Origin of the sequence: Clostridium fessum (genome assembly GCF_027698965.1) — a bacterium.
Lineage (GTDB): Bacteria > Bacillota > Clostridia > Lachnospirales > Lachnospiraceae > Otoolea > Otoolea fessa.
The window spans coordinates 325-19,435 of record NZ_JAQEQF010000009.1 but is presented as its reverse complement, the minus strand read 5'-3'; the positions used below and the strand labels follow the sequence as shown (position 1 = coordinate 19,435).

The window sequence follows — 19,111 nt, the reverse complement described above, 5'->3', positions numbered from 1 at the left end:
AAAAAAACTGAGCAGCCATTCTTTAAACAGCCATTTTATTTCATCTGGTAACGGCGCAGTACCGGAAGCAGTTCTCCCAGAACGCCGATCGCATAGTTTACTTCTTCCTCGGTATTCAGATCACCCAGACTGAACCGGATCGTCGAATCGAGAAGTTCTTTTTTCACGCCGATTCCCTTTAAAGTACCGCTGATGCCCGGATGATTGGACGAGCAGGCGGAACCGGACGATACATAAACCCCTTTGTCCTCCAGCGCATGGAGAAGTACCTCGCTGCGGACGCCCTCAAAGCTGGCGCTGACGATCTGCGGCGCGTTGGTGCGGTCCTCACTGCCGTTGATGGTGACGCCGCCGAGCGGTTTCAATCCCGCAATCAGGTGCTCCCGGAGTGTATACAGCTTTTCGATGCGTGCATCAAAATCTTTGTACGCCTCGCGTGCTGCCACGCCGAGTCCGACACACCCCGGCACATTTTCCGTACCGGAACGCATGCCCTTCTGCTGGCCGCCGCCAAACAGAATCGGGCGGATCTTGACACCGTCGCGGATATAGAGGAATCCGACGCCCTTCGGCGCATGGATCTTGTGTCCGCTGACGGAAAGCAGGTCAATTCCCTGTTTTTTCGGACGGATCTTATATTTTCCATATGCCTGGATCGCATCGACATGGAACAATGTCTTCGGATTTTTCTTCTTGATGCACTGGCTGATCGCCTCGATCGGCTCTACTGCTCCGACCTCGTTATTGACGTACATCACAGACACCAGGATCGTGTCCTCGCGGATAGCTTTTTCCAGATCCTCCAGAGAAATATGTCCCAGATGATCGACCGGAAGATAGGTCACCTCAAAGCCCATCTCCTCCAGAAATGACATCGTATTGTAGATCGACGGATGTTCCACACCGGTCGTGATAAGGTGTTTTCCGGCTCTGCGGTTTGCCAGCGCCGTGCCGATCAGCGCCGTATTGTTCGACTCTGTTCCGCCGGAAGTAAAGAGAATCTCCTTCTCCTGCACTTTCAGTGTATCCGCGATCGCCTTCTTTGCCTCGCGAATCAAATTTTCTGCTTCCACACCTTTTCTGTGCTTCGCCGCCGCGTTTCCGTAGTTGACGCACATTGCATCAACGACCGCATCCTTTACGCAGTCCAGCACCTTGGTGGTCGCTGAATTATCAAAATAGGCTTCCATTTTTATCTCTATCTCCTTTGTAATTTTCCAATTACACTTCCAACTGCAGCATCAGTGCCGACAGCATACACAAGCCTGCCGTCTCCGTCCGCAAAATTCTCTTTCCAAGCGTTACAATCTCCGCCCCGTTTTCCCTGGCAAGCTCGACTTCTTCGTCCTCAAAACCGCCCTCCGGACCGATGAAAACGGCGATATCCGTACCCGGCTTGACCGACGCCAGCAGTTCCCTCGTTTTCCGGATGCCGTCCGCCGACTCATATGGCAGAAGAACCATATCGTACCCGGCTGCATCTTTGACCGCCTCTTTGTAGGTCATAAGCGGCGCCACCTCCGGAATAAGGCTGCGCTTGGACTGCTTCGCGGCGCTCTCAGAAACCGCATTCCAGCGTTTTCTCTTCGCGTCCGCTTTTTTCGCATCCAGCTTGACAACCGAGCGCTTCATGCTGACCGGAACCACCCGGTATGCCCCCAGCTCCACCGCCTTCTGGATGATCAGTTCCATCTTATCGCCTTTCGGAAGCCCCTGGAACAGGTGAATCCGCGCCGGAAGCTCTTTGTTTTCCCATTCTTCCAGAATCTTTGCCGAAACATACTCTGGTTCCAGTTCTTCCACGCGGCAGAAATAGTCGCCGCCCTCACGGCTGCTGATCAGGATCTCCTCGCCCGGCTTCATCCGCAGAACATTGCGGATATGGTTGACATCCGCGCCCTCAATCCGGATTTCTTCCGCCCCGATCTGGTGCGGTTCCACAAAAAAATGGTACATGATTATTTCTTCCTCGCTGTGACAGAAACCCACTCGCCCTGATGGGTAATCTCTACAATCTCAAAGGCATCGTTCGCCTCAAATGCCGCCTTGACTGCCTCTTCCTTCATATCAATGATACCCGATGTGATGAAGATACCATTTTTCTTAATATGAACCGGGATCTCTTTCTGCAGCATGATGATAACGTCTGCCAGGATGTTGGCAACCGCAATGTCGTAATACTCGTATTTTACCTCGTCCTGCACTGCTTTATCGTCGATGATGTTGCCCTGTACGACCTTGAACTGCTCCGGTGCGATTCCGTTTGCTTCCAGATTCTCGCCAACGGCTGTGATCGCATTTTCATCCAGATCCGTTCCAAATACGTGTTTTGCGCCCAGTTTTAACGCCGTGATGCCTAAGATACCGCTTCCGGTTCCGACATCAAGCACCTCTGAATCCGGTGTCACGTATTTCTCGAGCTGGCGGATGCAAAGCTGCGTTGTCTCATGCATGCCCGTACCAAACGCCGTACCCGGATCGATCTGAATCAGCAGCTTATCCTTGTGCTCCTCCGGTACTGTCTCCCAGGTCGGCTTGATAAGGATGTGATCGACCGTAAACGGTTTGAAATACTGTTTCCAGTTGTTGATCCAGTCCTTATCCTCCGTCTCGGATTCTGCAAACGTGCAGGCGCCCAGATCGGTAAACGGCTTCAATTCTTCCAGCGCCTCTTTGACTTTCGCCATCATCGCCGGGATATCATCATCCTCATCGAGATAAAAACTTACCTTCGCCACGCCCTCATCCGGCGGAAGCTCCGGCAGAATGTCGATGAACATTCCCTTCGTCTCTTTCTCGGTCAGCGGGATATTGTCCTCAATCTCAATGCCCTCGATGCCGAGTTCATCCAATGTGTAGCTGATGAGATCCACCGCCTCTGTGGTGGTCGTCAGCGTAAATTTCTTCCATTTCATGTTCGTTACCTCTCTTTATTGAAACGACTTATCATCCAAACATTCACATTTCATCACGCAGCTATTTTTTCATCATTCTCACTGTAAATGTGTCAAATGTTACTGTTCACAGGTAGGCACTTTTGGAACCGAAAGTGCCGTAAGAAAACGTGGTGGCAGCAGGAATTTGCCGTATTTAAATGCGAAGCCACGGCAAATTCCGTTACTGGGCACGTATGCGTGAACAGTAACTGTCAAACGAATGAATCCGCCTAATCGTTCTAATTTTCTTTTCTAATTTCCCAATAAAATCTTCACAAACAGGATCGCCAGCACTACCAGAATCAGCGGGCGCACGATCTTCTGTCCATTTCCCAATACCAGGCCGGAACCGATATAATTTCCTAAAATACTGCAGATCGCCGCAGCCAGTCCCAGCGTGTAAATGATCTTGCCGTGAATCACAAATGTGACAAACGCCGCCACATTGGATGAAAGATTGATCGCCTTTGTCGTACCCGCCGCCTCTTTCATCGTATAGCGCGCCGCTCCCGTGAGCACCAGCAGCAGGAAAGTTCCGGTTCCCGGTCCGTAAAAACCGTCATAGATACCGATGATCAGCGCGGATGCCAGCGCAATCAGGAACGATTTCCGCTCCGGCAGGGTGCCCGCCAGCGAATCATCGCCCATTTTCTTATTCCGCATAACATAAAATGCAACAATCGGAAGAATCACGATCATCATATACTGTAAAATCTTATCGCTGACTAACAGAGTCAGGTTCGAACCGATCGAAGAACCGATCAGCGCCGCCACGATAAACCAGACCACCTTCTTAAACTGTATGTAACCGTTTTTGGCAAACCGCCCGGTCGCGATTGCCGTTCCCATCATGGAACTCATTTTGTTGGTTCCGAGCGCCATATGGGTCGGAACCCCGGCGATCAGGTACGCCGGAAGTGAAATCAATCCGCCTCCCCCTGCGATCGCATCCACAAAGCCTGCCAGAAATACCATCGGGCAGACGATTATAAACTGCAGTATCGTGCAATCCATGCTACATCCTCCAAAATTTTCATGCACGCCCAAATTCCTCCTGCCGTCGCAAAACAGAAATCAAAAAGCACTCCGGGCATACATTTCTATTCTTATTGCAAAAACTCCGCCAGTGCATAGGTACTGACGTCTAAACCATATTCCGTCAGGCGGATATGGCTATCTGTCTGGACCGCTGCTTCCAACAATCCTTCTTTCAAAAGCCTCTCGATCACCTCACCGTACACCGCTTCCATCGCCACGCCAAACCGGCGTTCAAACTCTGCCGTCCGGACGCCGCCGGTCAGCCGCAGCCCCAGAAACATAAATTCTTCCATCCGCTCCTGACGGCTCAATTCGTGTATTTCCTCATACTGCGCGCCCGCTGCCAGCTCTTCTTTCGTAAACACCAGATAACGATTCAAATCCGCCGTCACCTGAAAGCGTTTCCCGCCCGCCAGCGAGGACGCCCCCAGACCAAGCCCCAGATACTCCACGCCGGTCCAGTAACCGATGTTGTGGCGGCAGGCATAGCCCGGTCTGGCATAATTGGAAATCTCATACCGCTCATAGCCCCGCTTCGCCAGCGTTGTTTTCGTATGATGGTACATATTCCGGTCTGTCTCCTCATCCGGCAGACATTTGCAGTCTTCATACTTCGTCTGTAAACGCTTTGGCATAGAGGCATAATCGCCGTATTTCTCCAGATCCGCGCACATCTCCCCGTACTCTTCATATAACGGCGTGCCTTCTTCCACAATCAGGCTGTACGCGGAAATGTGTTCCGGTTCCAGGTCGCAGACGAACCGCAGAGTCTCCTGCCAGCTCTCCTCCGACTGTCCCGGAAGCGCCGACATCAGATCGACATTGATATTGTCAAATCCAGCGTCCCGCGCAGCACGAAAGCTCTGCAAAAACTGCTCCCGCGTATGAATCCGCCCTAAAAGCCGCAATTCCTCCTCCGAAGCCGACTGCAGCCCCAGACTCAGGCGGCTGACCCCTGCATTCCGGTAACCGGCTGCCGAATCTGGTGTCAATGTCCCCGGATTCGCCTCCATCGTGATCTCCGCATCCGGCTCTACCCGAAAGACCTGCCGGACGGCTGCCAGAATCCGCTCAATCGCCGATGGTGGAAGCAGGGACGGCGTTCCGCCGCCGATAAAGATCGTCTCCACCGTCCGCCCTGTCAGGTTTAGCCGCGGCGCCGCATTTTCAGGGCACTGCCCTGCATCCTCTTCCGGAATGCTTTCAATCTCCCGGATCAGCTGATCCACATATTTTTCCCGCACGCACGCATCGGACGCAAACGAAAGAAAATCACAGTAACGGCATTTGCGGACGCAGAACGGGATGTGTATATATAATTCCATTATTCCTCGTCCAGCTTCAGGACGCTCATAAATGCCTTCTGCGGAATCTCTACGTTTCCGATCTGACGCATACGTTTCTTTCCTTCCTTCTGCTTCTCCAGAAGTTTTCTCTTTCGGGAAATATCGCCGCCGTAGCATTTTGCCAGAACGTCCTTCCGCATTGCCTTGACCGTCTCGCGGGCAATGATCTTTCCACCGACCGCCGCCTGGATTGGAATTTCAAATAAATGACGCGGAATCTCATCCTTGAGCTTCTCGCACATTTTTCTGCCGCGCTCATATGCCGAACCTTCGAATACGATGAAAGAGAGCGCGTCCACTTCCTCGCGGTTGACGAGAATATCCAGTTTTACCAGCTTGGATTCCTCGTAGCCCTTTAACTCATAATCAAACGACGCGTAACCGCGGGAGCGCGATTTCAATGCATCGAAGAAATCATAAATAATCTCATTTAACGGAAGTTCATATTTCAGCAGCGCACGGCTCGCCTCAATATACTCCATTCCCAGGTAAACGCCGCGGCGCTCCTGGCACAGCGTCATGATCGCACCGACAAACTCGGTCGTAACCATGATCTCCGCCGACACGATCGGCTCTTCCATATAGGCAATCTCGGACGGATCCGGCAGGTTTGACGGGTTCGTCAGCTCAATCATATCGCCGTTCGTCTTGTGCACCCGGTATACAACGCCCGGCGCCGTTGTCACAAGATCCAGATTGTACTCGCGTTCCAGGCGTTCCTGGATAATATCCAGATGGAGAAGCCCCAGGAAACCACACCGGAAACCAAAGCCCAGCGCTACCGATGTCTCTGGCTCAAAATAGAGCGCTGCATCGTTGAGCTGCAATTTTTCCAGTGCATCCCGCAAATCCGGATATTTCGCACCGTCCGCCGGATAAAGACCGCAGTATACCATCGGCGTTACCTTCTTGTAACCCGGAAGCGGCTCTGCGCATGGGTTGTCCAGATCGGTGATCGTATCGCCCACGCGGGTATCCTGCACATTTTTAATACTGGCAGTCACATAACCAACCATACCGGCTGAAAGCTCTTCGCACGGAATAAACTGACCTGCGCCAAAATATCCGACCTCCACAACCTCGGCAGCCGCTCCGGTCGCCATCATTTTCATGCGTGTGCCTTTTTTGATCGTACCGTTCTTCACACGGCAGAATACGATAACGCCCTTGTAAGAATCATACAGAGAGTCGAAAATAAGCGCCTGCAGCGATGCCTCCGGATCGCCCGCCGGTGCCGGGATCTTCTGCACGATCTCCTCCAGAACTGCCTCGACATTTAAGCCGGTCTTCGCAGAAATGCGCGGTGCATCTGACGCCTCCAGACCGATCACATCCTCGATCTCCGCTGCCACGCGCTCCGGATCCGCACTCGGCAGATCGATCTTATTTAACACCGGAATGACCTCCAGATCATGATCCAGCGCCAGATATACATTCGCCAGCGTCTGCGCCTCGATTCCCTGTGCCGCATCCACAACCAGAATCGCGCCGTCGCACGCCGCCAGGCTTCGGGAAACCTCGTAGTTAAAGTCCACATGTCCAGGCGTGTCGATTAGATTAAAAATGTACTCCTGACCGTCTTTCGCCTTATATACCGTGCGGACTGCCTGCGACTTGATGGTAATACCTCTCTCCCGCTCCAGATCCATGTTATCAAGCACCTGCGCCTGCATCTCACGGCTCGTTAAAAGTCCCGTCATCTCAATAATACGATCTGCCAGCGTTGATTTGCCGTGATCGATATGTGCAATGATGCAGAAATTTCTGATTTTGCTCTGATCTATAATTGCCATCCGTTCATTCCTCTCTCTGTATCACTTTGTTTGGCAGCAACATGTTTGCTGCGATATCTTATTTTTTATTTAAAATCATCTTTTATAATAAATAACACCTGATCTAAATGAATATACCATTTTTTCAGGTACGCCGCAAGTCCTGAAATAGAAAAAGCCTTGACTAAAAGCCTTGCCATTAGCCTGTCAGCACCTGATCCAGAAGCTGCGCCAGCGGATCCATCGCATTGACCGCCTCTTCATATGTATTCGTCTGTGCTCCGACTTCGATCAACGCCGAGCGCGGGCGTAGATGCAGATTGTAACGAAGCCCCTTTAAATAAATCGTCCGCGTAAACCCAGGATATATCTGATCGGCATTCCACTTCATCTGAAAACTGAACGCCAGATTTTCCTTCCGGCAGGGATTTGCCAGATACTCGATCGGTCCGTCCGGCGTCTCGCTGGTACCGTTGAAAAACATGATCTGTGCCGTTGGTTTCCCTTCTATCTGCGTAACTAGATGCGTCTGCTCGCTGACACCGTCCCGGTGCACATCTAAAATCACCTGAATCGACGGGTATTTCTGCAAAAGGTTCGTGACACCCTCGCAGGCATATGTATAGGCACGGCTCCGGTCTAGATGCCCCGACTTCATATCATAGGCAGTTGTATCGTGCCAGACCTGATATCCTTTCGCCCGCAGCCGTTTTGCCAGCTCTTCCCCCAGAGACACCACCGCTCCCTTTCCGTCGCTTCCCGCATAATCTCTATAATTTTCCTGCGAATGGGTATGATAAATCAAGATCTGTGGTCCGTCCGCCTCGTCCTTCCTGATTGTCAGATCCATCGATAAAAATGTCTCTGCGTTCATCAGGCTCCGGTCAATCGATGCCGTCGGGTGGATTGTAAAAAAATGCTGGATCAGATAATCATAATCTTCCAGCTTTTTCCGCAGACGCGGGCTGTCCACCAGTGCGGCAGGATTTGCCCTCTCTGTCTTTTCTCCATTCTTTCCAGCACTATACAGCCTCTCTTCGTCTGTCTCTCCGCCGCCCTGTCTCCCACTTCCATGAACAAGCCCGTTCCATTTTCCAAGTAAAGTTCCATCCACCAGCCTACTCCCGGAAAACTGTGCCAGGAAATCCATATACTCCTGCCGGACTTCCTGTTCTTCCAGATATTTATAATAGGACGGATCGGCTTCTCCCTGCGTCTGTTTCTTCCACCCGGCAAGTCTATGCCTTTTCCCCTCCTCCGAATCTGGTATATCCCGCAAATTAGTCCCCCAGACCGGATACCAGGACCTTACCACCGCATTCTGCACAGCTGTCCAGATGAATGCACGCATCTTCCAGCCGACTGTCAGCAAAAACAGAACCATCAGGAGCCCGGCTGCCCTCTGCCACCACCGCACCGCATTCATCTCCCTTCTTTCCTGTTCTATCCTATGCGATTAGCAAAGTGTAGTTTCCTGTTTGGTTCTGTTTTTCAATCTGGCATTTTTTTCAGTGTTATCTTTCTTCCTCCAGCCGTTCCACTGCCCGCCGGATCCCCTCGGCGATTGCTGCGCTCAGCTTGCAGATACGCTCGTCCATGTCCTGCGGGGTCACAAACATCGCTCCAAATTCAGGTTCCAGAAGTTCCCGGATCAGCTCATACTGGCTGTCCGAATCCAGTTCCCGGATGTATTCACCGGACCGGCTGCCCTCTTTTGAGGCGGTTAGTGTCCGCACTAACGCATTGACCGTCCCGTGAACGATCGCCGCCGCGCCCACAACCGTCGGAACGCCGATCGCGATTACCGGCACGCCGAGATTTTCCCGCGTCATTCCCCGGCGGTGGTTGCCGACGCCGGAACCCGGATGAATTCCTGTATCCGTCAGCTGAATGGTGCTTGCCAGACGGTGGACGTTTCGCGCCGCCAGCGCGTCGACCGCGATCACCAGATCCGGGCGGCTCTCCCGCACGACGCCGCGGACAATTTCTGCCGTCTCCATCCCTGTCTGTGCCATCACCCCTGGATGGATACCGCTGAGAACCGGATGCACCGTCCGCCCCGCTTTCTCAGCCGTATAGAGGTATGTGCCATTTCTTCTGCCTGGCTCCGTCCGCAGATGGCGGTTCATCGAAAGCCCATCCACCACGCGCGGTCCCAGCGAATCCGGCGTCACCTGCCGGTTTCCCAGTCCCGCTACCAGAATCGAAAGTCCGGCCATGGTTGAAGCACAGTTTTTCCGGATCAGGGACGCCAGCTGCCGTCCTAACTCCCCGGCAGCCGCCTCACAGTATGCGTCCTCTGTCTCCGACAGCCCCGGATCTTCCATCGTCAGGTAGGTTCCCATCGGCTTTCCCATTGATTCCGCACCTTTTTCGTTCAAAATCGAGACTTCCGTCATCCGGATCGAACTGCCATGACAGCGCCATTCCCGCAGCGCCACACCGCCGATTTCGCCCCCATTCCCCTCAAAACTTTCTCTCTCCTCCAACGCCAGATCCGTCCGATTTTCAAACATGGCTACTCCCTTCTATCTCACAACTCAATCACAACCCGCACCATTATAAAGCTTAAATTCCATCCTGCCATTTTTCATGTCAAAATATCCTTATTTTTTTCCTCAATTCGTAACTGTTCAGTACCTTCACAGTCACGCGCAAAAATTCATTAAAAATTGCCTACGGCAATGGAATTTTTGCCTGCTGACCCATGTTTTCGTACGGTCAGCGCAGTAAATGCGCAGACCTACTGAACAGTTACCTCAATTTTTATATTTTCCAGAAATATATATTTTATTCTCTCAAAAAAACCTAACGCTTTTTTTGTTTCATAGGACGCAATTTCCTGTGAAACAAAAAACTGCGCCACCCAGCCCAGATATTTGACATCGCCCGCAAGGATAGGCGCCGCCTGATATCCGGTCAGATACCGCAGTTTATACGTTTATTTTTCGAATTTTTCTAAAACTCTATTCTATTTCTCGCCGTCCGCACTCTCCACCGGCGTTACTGTTCACACATGTGTGCTCAGCAACGGGATTTTGCCGATGCTACGCATTCCAAATCGGCAAAATCTGCTGCCGGAACTGTATCATACGGAATTTTCAGTTCAGAAAATTCCTACCTGTGAACAATTACCCACCGGCATCTATTCCCCCGGATGTTCCACCTTCCAGATCTCCGTCTCCAGATAGTTCCAGATCTCTTCTCTGCCCTGTTTTGTCTCGGCGGAGAACGGAATCATCATCACTTCGGTGCCGACTCCCAGACCTGTTCTGAGAATCTTTAACTGTTTCTGGAGCTGGCTGCGCTTGATCTTGTCAGCCTTGGTCGCAATCAAGATCGGCTGGAAGCCCTGGGAAACGATCCAGTCGTACATGAGTTTGTCGTTTGAAGATGGCTCATGACGGATATCAATCAGCAGGAAGACGCAGCGAAGCATCTGCGATTTGTGCAGATAATTTTCAATCATCTTGCCCCACTTTGCCTTGACCTCGACGCTCGCGCGCGCGTAGCCGTACCCTGGCAGATCGACGTAGTAAAACGCGTCGTTGATATGGTAAAAATTGATCGTCTGGGTCTTGCCCGGCTGCGAGGATGTTCTCGCATAGGATCGGCGGTTCATCAGCGCATTGATCAGGGACGATTTGCCGACGTTTGATTTGCCTGCAAACGCGAATTCCGGCTGTGTATTTGCCGGCAGCTTACTGGTGATACCGCAGACGGTTTCCAGATTTACATCTTTTATAATCATATTTTTTCTCCTACTAAACCGCTATTTCTCCGGTACAAATGCCTCTCGGATGACTTCGTTCATCTCCTTGATGTATACGATCTCCATTCCTTTCGTGATTTCCTTCGAAAGTTCCTCGACATCCGGCTGATTTTTCGCCGGTACCAGTACCTTTTCCACCTGCGCCATGCGGGCTGCGAGCAGTTTTTCTTTCAGACCGCCGATCATCAGCACATGACCGCGCAGCGTTACCTCGCCGGTCATCGCCACACGCGGCAGTACCTTCCGTCCTGTCACCGCCGACAGCATCGCCGTTGCCATCGTGATTCCGGCCGACGGACCATCCTTCGGCACCGCGCCCTCCGGAATATGCAGGTGAATATCGTGTTTCTCGAAATAGTTCTCCTTCACGCCGTAATCAGATGCAACCGAACGCACATAGGTCAGTGCAATCTGCGCCGACTCCTTCATGACATCGCCCATCTGACCCGTCATCTGCAGCACGCCTTTGCCCGGCATGACATTGACCTCGATCTGCAGTGTATCGCCGCCGACGCTCGTCCACGCCAGACCGCGCACGATACCGACCTGTGCCTCATTTCCGGCTGCATCGAAGAAGACTTTCTCGCGTCCCAGATAATGATCCAGATTCCGCTCTGTCACGCGGATCGACGGTTTCTTCTTCTCCAGCACCTCTCTGGCTGCCTTGCGGCAGATATCGCCAACCCGGCGCTCCAGATTCCTGACTCCGGCTTCCCTGGTGTAGCTGTGAATCATTTTCTCCAGCGCCGAACCCGTGATATTTAACTGTTCCTTCGAAAGGCCATTCTTCTCCAGCTGTTTCGGAATCAGATAGTCTTTTGCAATGTGATATTTTTCATTTTCCGTGTAACTATTGACTTCAATCAGCTCCATACGGTCCAGCAGCGGTCCAGGGATCGTCTGCGTTGTATTCGCCGTCGCGATAAATAATACCTCCGACAGGTCAATCGGGATCTCCACATAATGGTCGCGGAATTTCACATTCTGCTCGCTGTCCAGCACCTCTAAGAGCGCCGAGGATGTATCTCCCTTATAATCGCTGCTGACTTTGTCGATCTCATCCAGCAGCATCAGCGGATTGGCAACCCCTGCCTGCTTGAGCCCTTCCACGATGCGTCCCGGCATCGCGCCGACGTAGGTCTTTCTGTGACCGCGGATCTCCGCCTCGTCGCGCACGCCGCCCAGGCTGATGCGGACATATTTGCGTCCCATCGCCTTCGCAATCGAGCGGGCGATCGAAGTTTTACCGGTTCCAGGCGGTCCCACCAGGCAAAGGATCGGGCTGGTGCCCTTCTTCGTCAGGATGCGGACTGCCAGGTATTCCAGCACGCGCTCTTTGACCTTTTCCAGACCATAATGGTCGGCTTCCAGAATCTCTTCCGCATGCTTCAGGCTCGCGTTATCCTTCGTCATTTTGTTCCACGGCAGTTCCAGCACCGTTTCCAGATATGTCCGGATCACATTCGCATCCTGGCTGCCAGCCGGCATATTCTGGAAACGGTTGATCTCCTTGCGGATCCGCTCCTTTACTTCCACGCTGGCTTTGATCTTCTTCAACTGTTCTTTCATCTCATCCGCATCAGAAACCGGATTTTCCTCTCCCAGCTCCTCCCGGATCACACGCAGCTGTTCCCGCAGAATATAATCACGCTGATTTTTATCCAGCGCCGCCTTTACCTTCGTCTGAAACTCGCGTTTCACGCGGTAAACCTCTAATTCCGTCAGCAGAAGCTGCAGCTCTGTCTCATACATCTCCGTCAGCGTCCGGCATTCCAGTACCGACTGGCGCGCTTCATAGTTCCACGGGAACTGGGCTGATATCTGGTTCATTAATTCGGTCAGATCTGGCTGTGCGATCAACGGACTTAATACTTCACGTCCCGCTGCCACATTTAATTTTCCGTATTCTTCCAGCTTTTCTTTCAGAATCCGGAGCATCGCCTCTTTCTGAATCGTGTCCAGATCGTCCTCGACCGGATCCAGAATCTCCACGATCGCAGTGCAGCATGCCTCGCCCTTCTCCATCTCCAGAAGCTCAGCTCTCTCCTGCCCTTCCACCGTGACGCGCACCATGCCGCCCGGCATCTTGACAAGCTGTTTCACGTAGCCAATCGTTCCTACCTGAAAAATCCCATCAATATCCGGGATCACCTCATCCGGCTGCTTCTGCGTCGCCAGAAATACTCGCTGATCGCCCACCATCGCCTGCTCCACCGCCGCGATGGATTTATCCCGGATGATATCGAAATTTACCGTCATCTGCGGCAGCACGGTCAGTCCGCGCAGCGCGATCATCGGCATTGTCAGTTTCTTATCTTCCATAACACCTTTATCTTTCTTAATCAAATGTATCGTTATTTCCTGTGAAAAGAAAAACAGGGGTCTGCCTATGGCAGTTCGCCATCTCACAGACCCCATTAACAGCCGCCATTCTCAAGCTGCTGCATTTATTTTCCTTTACATTTACGCAATCTCGCCGGTTCTGTCTTTCTTAGAACGTCCTGTAAAAGACTTGCGGGGCACCGTATTGTCGCGATATACCAGCTCCGGCGCACTCTTTCCCTCGACTACGTCTTTGGTAATCGTGCAGATGCCGATCGTGGAATCGGACGGAATCTCATACATGGTATCCATCATCAGGGACTCCATGATAGAACGAAGTCCTCTAGCTCCCGTCTTTCTCTCGACTGCCATGTGGGCGATCGCCATCAGCGCATCATCCGTGAACTCCAGCTTCACGCCGTCCAGATCGAGAAGCGCCTGATACTGCTTGATCAGTGCATTCTTCGGCTCTCTTAAAATGCGGACCAGCGCCTCCTCATTGAGCGTCTGGAGCGATACCGTGATTGGCACACGACCGATAAACTCCGGAATCAGACCAAACTTCGTCAGATCCTGCGGCATTACCTGTTTCAGAAGCTCATCGATATCCTGATGCTTGCGATCCACAATATCGGAGTTAAATCCGATGGAACCGGCACCTAAACGGCTGTCGATGATCTTCTCCAGACCGTCAAATGCACCGCCGCAGATGAACAAGATGTTGGTCGTATCGATCTGAATCAGTTCCTGCTGCGGATGCTTTCTGCCGCCCTGCGGCGGAACACTGGCAATGGTTCCTTCCAGAATCTTTAAAAGCGCCTGCTGTACACCCTCGCCCGATACATCGCGGGTGATAGATACATTTTCAGACTTCTTCGTAATTTTATCAATCTCATCAATATAAATGATGCCGTACTCTGCCTTGCTGACGTCGTAATCAGCCGCCTGAATGATCTTCAAGAGAATGTTCTCTACATCCTCGCCGACATATCCAGCCTCGGTCAGAGTGGTCGCATCCGCGATGGCAAACGGTACATTTAAGATCTTCGCCAGCGTCTGCGCCAGGTATGTCTTACCGGAACCGGTCGGTCCGAGCATCAGGATGTTGCTCTTCTGAAGCTCTACATCCTGCGTGGACTTGGACATAACTCTCTTGTAATGGTTATAAACCGCTACGGAGAGTACCTTCTTGGCGTCGTCCTGTCCGATAACATACTCATCGAGAAATTCTTTGATTTCCTTCGGCTTCAGCAGGTTGATTCCGCTGAAATCCGGTCCTTTTTCCTGATCGGCAAATTCCTCTTCCAGAATCTCCGAGCAGAGTTCGATACAGTCATCGCAGATATATACATTATCTGTGCCAGCGATCAGTTTTCTAACCTGATCCTGTGTCTTGCCGCAAAATGAGCAGCGTATTTTGTCGTCTGTTCTGCCTGGCATACTTCCACCTTGTTCCTTTCTATTATTCCATCCAGAAATCTAATTAGTGGTTGGTAATGACACAATCAATCAGACCATACTCTTTCGCCTGCTCTGCTGTCATGTAATTATCACGCTCTGTATCACGCACGATCACGTCATACGGCTGGCCTGTATTGGCTGCCAGAATCTCGTTTAATTTCTTCTTGGTACGAAGAATATTCTCCGCTACGATCTGGATCTCGGTTGCCTGTCCTCTCGCGCCGCCGGATGGCTGGTGAATCATCACTTCTGCGTTCGGAAGTGCATATCTCTTTCCTTTGGTACCGCCGGAAAGCAGGAATGCGCCCATGCTGGCTGCCATACCCAGACAGATGGTAGATACATCACATTTGATATAATTCATCGTGTCATAGATCGCCATACCTGCGGTAACAGAACCGCCCGGGCTGTTGATATATAAGCTGATATCCTTATTCGGATCCTCTGCCTCCAGGAACAGAAGCTGTGCTACAACCAGGCTGGCTGTCACATCATTTACTTCCTCTCCCAGGAAAATGATACGATCTTTAAGCAGACGGGAGTAGATGTCATACGTCCGCTCGCCGCGGCTGGTGGATTCAAGGACATAAGGTACTAAACTCATGATTCTTCCTCCTATAATTGAGAATGAATGTTTATGGCAAAAATTGTTACAGTTCACACGCGTGCAAACTGTAACAGGATTTTGCTGATGCTTCGCATTACAAATCAGCAAAATCTGCTGCCACTATGTTATCGCACGGTACTTTCGGTTCCAAAAGTGCCTGCCTGTGAACAGTAATACAAAATTCTATGATGCCTTAGGACACCATAGAATTCTGCCGTATTTCAGTATTCGCTTTTATCGGTTTGATTAAGCAAGCTTTGCCTGCTCTACCAGTAAATCGATCGCTGCCTGAACTTTCAGGTCCTCACGGATCTGCTCTTTCTCGCGCTCACCCATCATTTCTTTCAGCTTAGCGCCTTCCAGTTTGTAGGATGCTGCGATCTCGTTGATCTGCTCGTCAAGCTTCTCATCGGAAACTTCTACGTTCTCAACTTCAACTACTTTCTCAAGAACCAGTCTGGTCTTGATTCTCTTCTCTGCTTCCGGACGCATCTGCTCCATCAGCTTCTCCGGTGTCATGCCGGTATATTTCATGTAATCGTTGATGTTTAAGCCCTGGCTCTGCAGACGGCGAGCGTAGTTCTCTACCATCTCTCTTGCCTGAGTGTCAACCATCGGCTGCGGCAGTTCCATCTGAGCGTTCTCAACTACTTTTTCGATTACGTTGTTCTCGTTCTCTACTTTAGCATCCTGCTCTTTCTTCTCCTGCAGTTTCTTGCGGATGTCTGCTTTGTACTCATCCAGAGTATCGAAATCAGATACTTCGCTTGCGAACTCATCGTTCAGCTCCGGAAGCTCGTTTCTCTTAACTTCTTTGATGGTTACAACGAACTTAGCCGGTTTGCCAGCCAGCTCATCTGCATGGTACTCAGCCGGGAAAGTAACGTTTACGTCACAGGTCTCGCCTTTTTTCTTGCCGATTAACTGATCCTCAAAGCCCTCGATGAAGGAATGGGAACCGATTACCAGCGGATAATCTGTACCAGCGCCGCCGTCAAATGTCTTGTCATCAATGTAGCCGGTGAAGTCGATGATAGTGTTGTCGCCGTCCTCGATTGCGCCGTCTTCTACGTCGATCAGTCTGCCGTTTTTCTTACGTGCTGCAGTCAGCTCGTTCTCTACATCCTCGTCTGTCACAACAGCTTCTGCCTTCTTAACTTCTACGCCTTTGTACTCGCCCAGAGTTACTTCCGGTTTCAGAGCTACGGTTGCCTCGTAGATGAATGCCTTACCTTTTTCGATCTGAGTTACTTTGATCTCCGGAGTGGAAACAATCTCTTCCTTGCTCTCCTCTGCTGCCTTCGGATAAGATGCGTCGATCACTTCGTTTGCTGCATCCTCATAGAAAATGCCAGCGCCATACATCTTCTCCAGCATAGCTAACGGTGCTTTACCTTTACGGAATCCCGGGATGCTGAATTTGTTTTTGTTCTTGTTGTACGCATTTTTGATTGCTGCATCAAACTCTTCAGCCGGAACTTCGATGGTCAGCTTTGCCATGTTCTTCTCTAATTTTTCTACCTGTAAACTCATTTTAAGGGGTCCTCCTTGCTTCTATATGTGAACCGCCATTCTACCGGGCGTTACACTTCAAGATAGCATTATAGCATATCTGCGTGCTAAATACTAGCGGAAAATATAATTTTGCGTTCACTTTTTGCGGGTTTATGAGTGGTTTTATGTGGGTTTTATGCCATTTTTGATGTATTTTCTGTGTGTTTTTTAGTTGAAACTACACCTGGTCATACTGAATTGAATCTTTGACCTGTAATGCTACCGGGCGATCGACTAAGAGCGATGCCAGCTCAATTCCCAGATCCAGCGCATATCCAAGTCCACGCGCCGTTGTGATATTGCCGTCCGTCACAACGCCCGCACCCGTCAGCTTCGCACCGGTCAGGGCATCCTCAAAGCCCGGATAGCAGGTTGCCTTCTTATCCTTCAAAAGCCCCAGCTGCCCCAGAATGCTCGGAGCCGCACAGATCGCTGCCAAGCGCTTTCCAGCAGCATCTGCCTGCACCAGTGCATCGCAGAGCGGTTTGCACGCCATCAGATTTTTCGTTCCCGGCATACCGCCCGGAAGGAACAGAAGATCCGCTTTCATCGGGTCAACCTCATGCAGCAGAGCATCTGCATGGATACCAAATCCATGTGCGCCCTTCACCTCTTTTTTACCCGTAATCGAAACCAGTTTTACCTTCACACCCGCGCGGATCAGCACGTCTGCCGTCGCCAGACATTCCACTTCTTCCAGTCCATCTGCTAAAAATGCGTATACTACAGCCATGATTATTTCCTCCTGTTCTTTGTTTTTATAACACTTTTTATATTAAATTATTTATTTGTTTTCCACAAAGCAATCATTTTTCCTTTTGAAAATGCCTTTACTAGTACCCACACATTCACCGCCTCGTCAAGAATCAGGCTCAAAATCCAGCCACAGAGCACATCGACCAGCGAATGCTGTTTGATGAACATGGTTGAAAGACAAATCAGAATCGTGACAATCCACGAAAGTGTACGGATCGGTTTCTTGTTCCGCACACTTGCCGCGTGGCAGATCGTCAGATGTACCGCCACAGTGCTCGATACATGGATCGACGGGCAGACATTGTTCGGCGGATCCACCCTCCGCAGAAACCGCACAATCTGCGCGCAGAAATTCTGTGATGTGATCTCCTGCCGCAGATTTAAACCGTTTGGTGCCAGCAGGTAGACAAATAAGCAAAAGGTTGCTCCTGCAAACATCACAAAGCAAAGTCTCAGATATGCCTCCCGATCCTTGATCATAAAATAAATCATAAACACCGGCACCCACGCGTACCACAGAAAATACGGCAGTACAAACCATTCATTAAACGGTATCAGGTCATCGACCGCACAATGTATAATATGAACATCCGATGGTTCATGCAGCTCCAGCAGAAAAAATCCTGACAGAAACACCAGCATATAGAGTCCTGCCAGACAGTAGCGGTGCGTTTTGATCCAATTCATTACCTGTTTTATCATTAATAATATACCTTTGTATTGTTCTTTCGTTTTTATTCTTTCGTTTTTAATACCAGGTTTTCCGCCAGCGCCAGACGGCTGTTCTGGTACTCGCCCGTAAACGTCACCTCGCGCCCGAACCATTCCGGCGGCACAAAGGCAAGTGCGGCTTCCTCACTTGGAAATTCAACCTCCGCCAGCTTCAATCCCTCATATTCACCTAAAAAAATGTCCAGCTCAATCGTGTACTCCGTTCCTTCCATCGGAATCAGATAACGCTTTTTCGTCAGAATCCTGCCGTCAGCCTTCGAGCGGAGATGCTCATAGGATTCCTTCGTCAGCGGCAGATTGTATTCCTCCCGCGCCATCAGTCCTTTGGATTTGTAGGTCAGATAATAGGTGTCATCCTCCTGACGGACACGCACAACCGGGGCAGTGCTTAGATATGCCTGCTCGATCTGGTGGAAGAGGTATCCGGCTATATCAAATGGAATGTGACTAATTAAATATTTGCGTTCGATTTCCATAAAATTAGTTGTCCTTTTTATATTTCTTAAAAAGTCTTAACAAAAGTACCGTATTTCTCCAAAATGAGAAAGCCATTTTTCTATAATTTCTTCACTGTTGGCCTCTATCACCCGAATCATACTGTTCAAAATTTGGGCTGATATTTTGGAAGAATTGTGGCTGAGCAATGCCTTGCCCGTACTGGTTATCCACACTTTTGTCGCATTTGAAGTTGCTCTTCCCTCTGCAATATGGACATGCACCGGTTCCAGCGGCTCATTTTCATTCGACCAAAAATATACAATATATGGTCCAATCGTGAACTACTCGGTAACTAAGTTACCAGAGCATCTGAAATC

General features: G+C 50.7%; 17 protein-coding genes. All 17 read right to left on the bottom strand.

Annotated features, from left to right (window positions below):
• Positions 1-35: 35 nt before the first annotated feature.
• The 17 genes from PG862_RS11515 to PG862_RS11435 all read right to left on the bottom strand — a co-directional run bounded on the left by PG862_RS11515 (position 36) and on the right by PG862_RS11435 (position 19,015).
• Complete coding sequence (locus tag PG862_RS11515) at positions 36-1,190, bottom strand: cysteine desulfurase family protein (protein WP_118472451.1); 1,155 nt, start codon at positions 1,188-1,190, stop codon at positions 36-38.
• 31 nt (positions 1,191-1,221) lie between these two features.
• Positions 1,222-1,956 carry a 16S rRNA (uracil(1498)-N(3))-methyltransferase gene (locus tag PG862_RS11510; RefSeq protein WP_118492082.1) on the bottom strand — a complete coding sequence of 245 codons (735 nt, stop codon included), beginning with the start codon at positions 1,954-1,956 and terminating at the stop codon, positions 1,222-1,224.
• Positions 1,957-1,958: 2 nt separating this feature from the next.
• On the bottom strand, positions 1,959-2,915 hold the full coding sequence (prmA, locus tag PG862_RS11505; protein WP_107001601.1) for a 50S ribosomal protein L11 methyltransferase: 957 nt from the start codon (positions 2,913-2,915) through the stop codon (positions 1,959-1,961).
• Between the two features lie 273 nt (positions 2,916-3,188).
• On the bottom strand, positions 3,189-3,950 hold the full coding sequence (locus PG862_RS11500; RefSeq protein ID WP_107001602.1) for a sulfite exporter TauE/SafE family protein: 762 nt from the start codon (positions 3,948-3,950) through the stop codon (positions 3,189-3,191).
• A 92-nt stretch (positions 3,951-4,042) separates the two neighbouring features.
• Positions 4,043-5,299: a radical SAM family heme chaperone HemW gene (gene hemW / locus PG862_RS11495; protein ID WP_270707454.1), complete on the bottom strand. Its 1,257-nt coding sequence runs from the start codon at positions 5,297-5,299 to the stop codon at positions 4,043-4,045.
• A complete protein-coding gene (gene lepA / locus PG862_RS11490) occupies positions 5,299-7,113 on the bottom strand; it encodes a translation elongation factor 4 (protein WP_022359720.1) in 1,815 nt (604 codons plus the stop codon). Before lepA ends, hemW begins: the two co-directional genes overlap by 1 nt.
• 178 nt (positions 7,114-7,291) lie before the next feature.
• Entirely contained in the window at positions 7,292-8,518 is a 1,227-nt protein-coding gene (spoIIP, locus tag PG862_RS11485) for a stage II sporulation protein P (protein ID WP_117795076.1), read from the bottom strand.
• A gap of 88 nt (positions 8,519-8,606) precedes the next feature.
• On the bottom strand, positions 8,607-9,608 hold the full coding sequence (gene gpr / locus PG862_RS11480; RefSeq protein ID WP_270707452.1) for a GPR endopeptidase: 1,002 nt from the start codon (positions 9,606-9,608) through the stop codon (positions 8,607-8,609).
• A 629-nt stretch (positions 9,609-10,237) separates the two neighbouring features.
• On the bottom strand, positions 10,238-10,843 hold the full coding sequence (yihA, locus tag PG862_RS11475; protein WP_107001606.1) for a ribosome biogenesis GTP-binding protein YihA/YsxC: 606 nt from the start codon (positions 10,841-10,843) through the stop codon (positions 10,238-10,240).
• 21 nt (positions 10,844-10,864) lie between these two features.
• On the bottom strand, positions 10,865-13,210 hold the full coding sequence (lon, locus tag PG862_RS11470; RefSeq protein WP_456064047.1) for an endopeptidase La: 2,346 nt from the start codon (positions 13,208-13,210) through the stop codon (positions 10,865-10,867).
• A gap of 117 nt (positions 13,211-13,327) precedes the next feature.
• The gene (clpX, locus tag PG862_RS11465; RefSeq protein ID WP_117795072.1) at positions 13,328-14,626 is read right to left on the bottom strand and encodes an ATP-dependent Clp protease ATP-binding subunit ClpX; all 1,299 of its coding nucleotides are present in this window, start codon (positions 14,624-14,626) and stop codon (positions 13,328-13,330) included.
• Positions 14,627-14,669: 43 nt separating this feature from the next.
• Positions 14,670-15,251 carry an ATP-dependent Clp endopeptidase proteolytic subunit ClpP gene (clpP, locus tag PG862_RS11460; protein WP_022359226.1) on the bottom strand — a complete coding sequence of 194 codons (582 nt, stop codon included), beginning with the start codon at positions 15,249-15,251 and terminating at the stop codon, positions 14,670-14,672.
• A gap of 249 nt (positions 15,252-15,500) precedes the next feature.
• Complete coding sequence (gene tig, locus PG862_RS11455; RefSeq protein ID WP_022359227.1) at positions 15,501-16,787, bottom strand: trigger factor; 1,287 nt, start codon at positions 16,785-16,787, stop codon at positions 15,501-15,503.
• Between the two features lie 199 nt (positions 16,788-16,986).
• Positions 16,987-17,541, bottom strand: a complete 555-nt coding sequence (locus PG862_RS11450) for a DJ-1 family glyoxalase III (RefSeq protein WP_118570227.1) — start codon at positions 17,539-17,541, stop codon at positions 16,987-16,989.
• A 47-nt stretch (positions 17,542-17,588) separates the two neighbouring features.
• Positions 17,589-18,251 carry a phosphatase PAP2 family protein gene (locus PG862_RS11445; RefSeq protein ID WP_182427913.1) on the bottom strand — a complete coding sequence of 221 codons (663 nt, stop codon included), beginning with the start codon at positions 18,249-18,251 and terminating at the stop codon, positions 17,589-17,591.
• Between the two features lie 47 nt (positions 18,252-18,298).
• Complete coding sequence (locus PG862_RS11440; protein WP_270707450.1) at positions 18,299-18,772, bottom strand: CYTH domain-containing protein; 474 nt, start codon at positions 18,770-18,772, stop codon at positions 18,299-18,301.
• A gap of 36 nt (positions 18,773-18,808) precedes the next feature.
• Positions 18,809-19,015, bottom strand: coding sequence for a DUF4160 domain-containing protein (locus PG862_RS11435; protein ID WP_333563215.1), 207 nt, complete (start codon positions 19,013-19,015; stop codon positions 18,809-18,811).
• Between the last annotated feature and the right edge of the window lie 96 nt (positions 19,016-19,111).

Coding starts and splice junctions, on each gene's coding strand:
- gpr (WP_270707452.1), bottom strand. CDS start 9,608: ATGTTTGAAAATCGGACGGATCTGGCGTTGGAGGAGAGAGAAAGTTTT.
- PG862_RS11510 (WP_118492082.1), bottom strand. CDS start 1,956: ATGTACCATTTTTTTGTGGAACCGCACCAGATCGGGGCGGAAGAAATC.
- lepA (WP_022359720.1), bottom strand. CDS start 7,113: ATGGCAATTATAGATCAGAGCAAAATCAGAAATTTCTGCATCATTGCA.
- prmA (WP_107001601.1), bottom strand. CDS start 2,915: ATGAAATGGAAGAAATTTACGCTGACGACCACCACAGAGGCGGTGGAT.
- PG862_RS11515 (WP_118472451.1), bottom strand. CDS start 1,190: ATGGAAGCCTATTTTGATAATTCAGCGACCACCAAGGTGCTGGACTGC.
- spoIIP (WP_117795076.1), bottom strand. CDS start 8,518: ATGAATGCGGTGCGGTGGTGGCAGAGGGCAGCCGGGCTCCTGATGGTT.
- clpX (WP_117795072.1), bottom strand. CDS start 14,626: ATGCCAGGCAGAACAGACGACAAAATACGCTGCTCATTTTGCGGCAAG.
- PG862_RS11500 (WP_107001602.1), bottom strand. CDS start 3,950: ATGGATTGCACGATACTGCAGTTTATAATCGTCTGCCCGATGGTATTT.
- PG862_RS11445 (WP_182427913.1), bottom strand. CDS start 18,251: ATGAATTGGATCAAAACGCACCGCTACTGTCTGGCAGGACTCTATATG.
- PG862_RS11440 (WP_270707450.1), bottom strand. CDS start 18,772: ATGGAAATCGAACGCAAATATTTAATTAGTCACATTCCATTTGATATA.
- tig (WP_022359227.1), bottom strand. CDS start 16,787: ATGAGTTTACAGGTAGAAAAATTAGAGAAGAACATGGCAAAGCTGACC.
- hemW (WP_270707454.1), bottom strand. CDS start 5,299: ATGGAATTATATATACACATCCCGTTCTGCGTCCGCAAATGCCGTTAC.
- PG862_RS11450 (WP_118570227.1), bottom strand. CDS start 17,541: ATGGCTGTAGTATACGCATTTTTAGCAGATGGACTGGAAGAAGTGGAA.
- yihA (WP_107001606.1), bottom strand. CDS start 10,843: ATGATTATAAAAGATGTAAATCTGGAAACCGTCTGCGGTATCACCAGT.
- clpP (WP_022359226.1), bottom strand. CDS start 15,251: ATGAGTTTAGTACCTTATGTCCTTGAATCCACCAGCCGCGGCGAGCGG.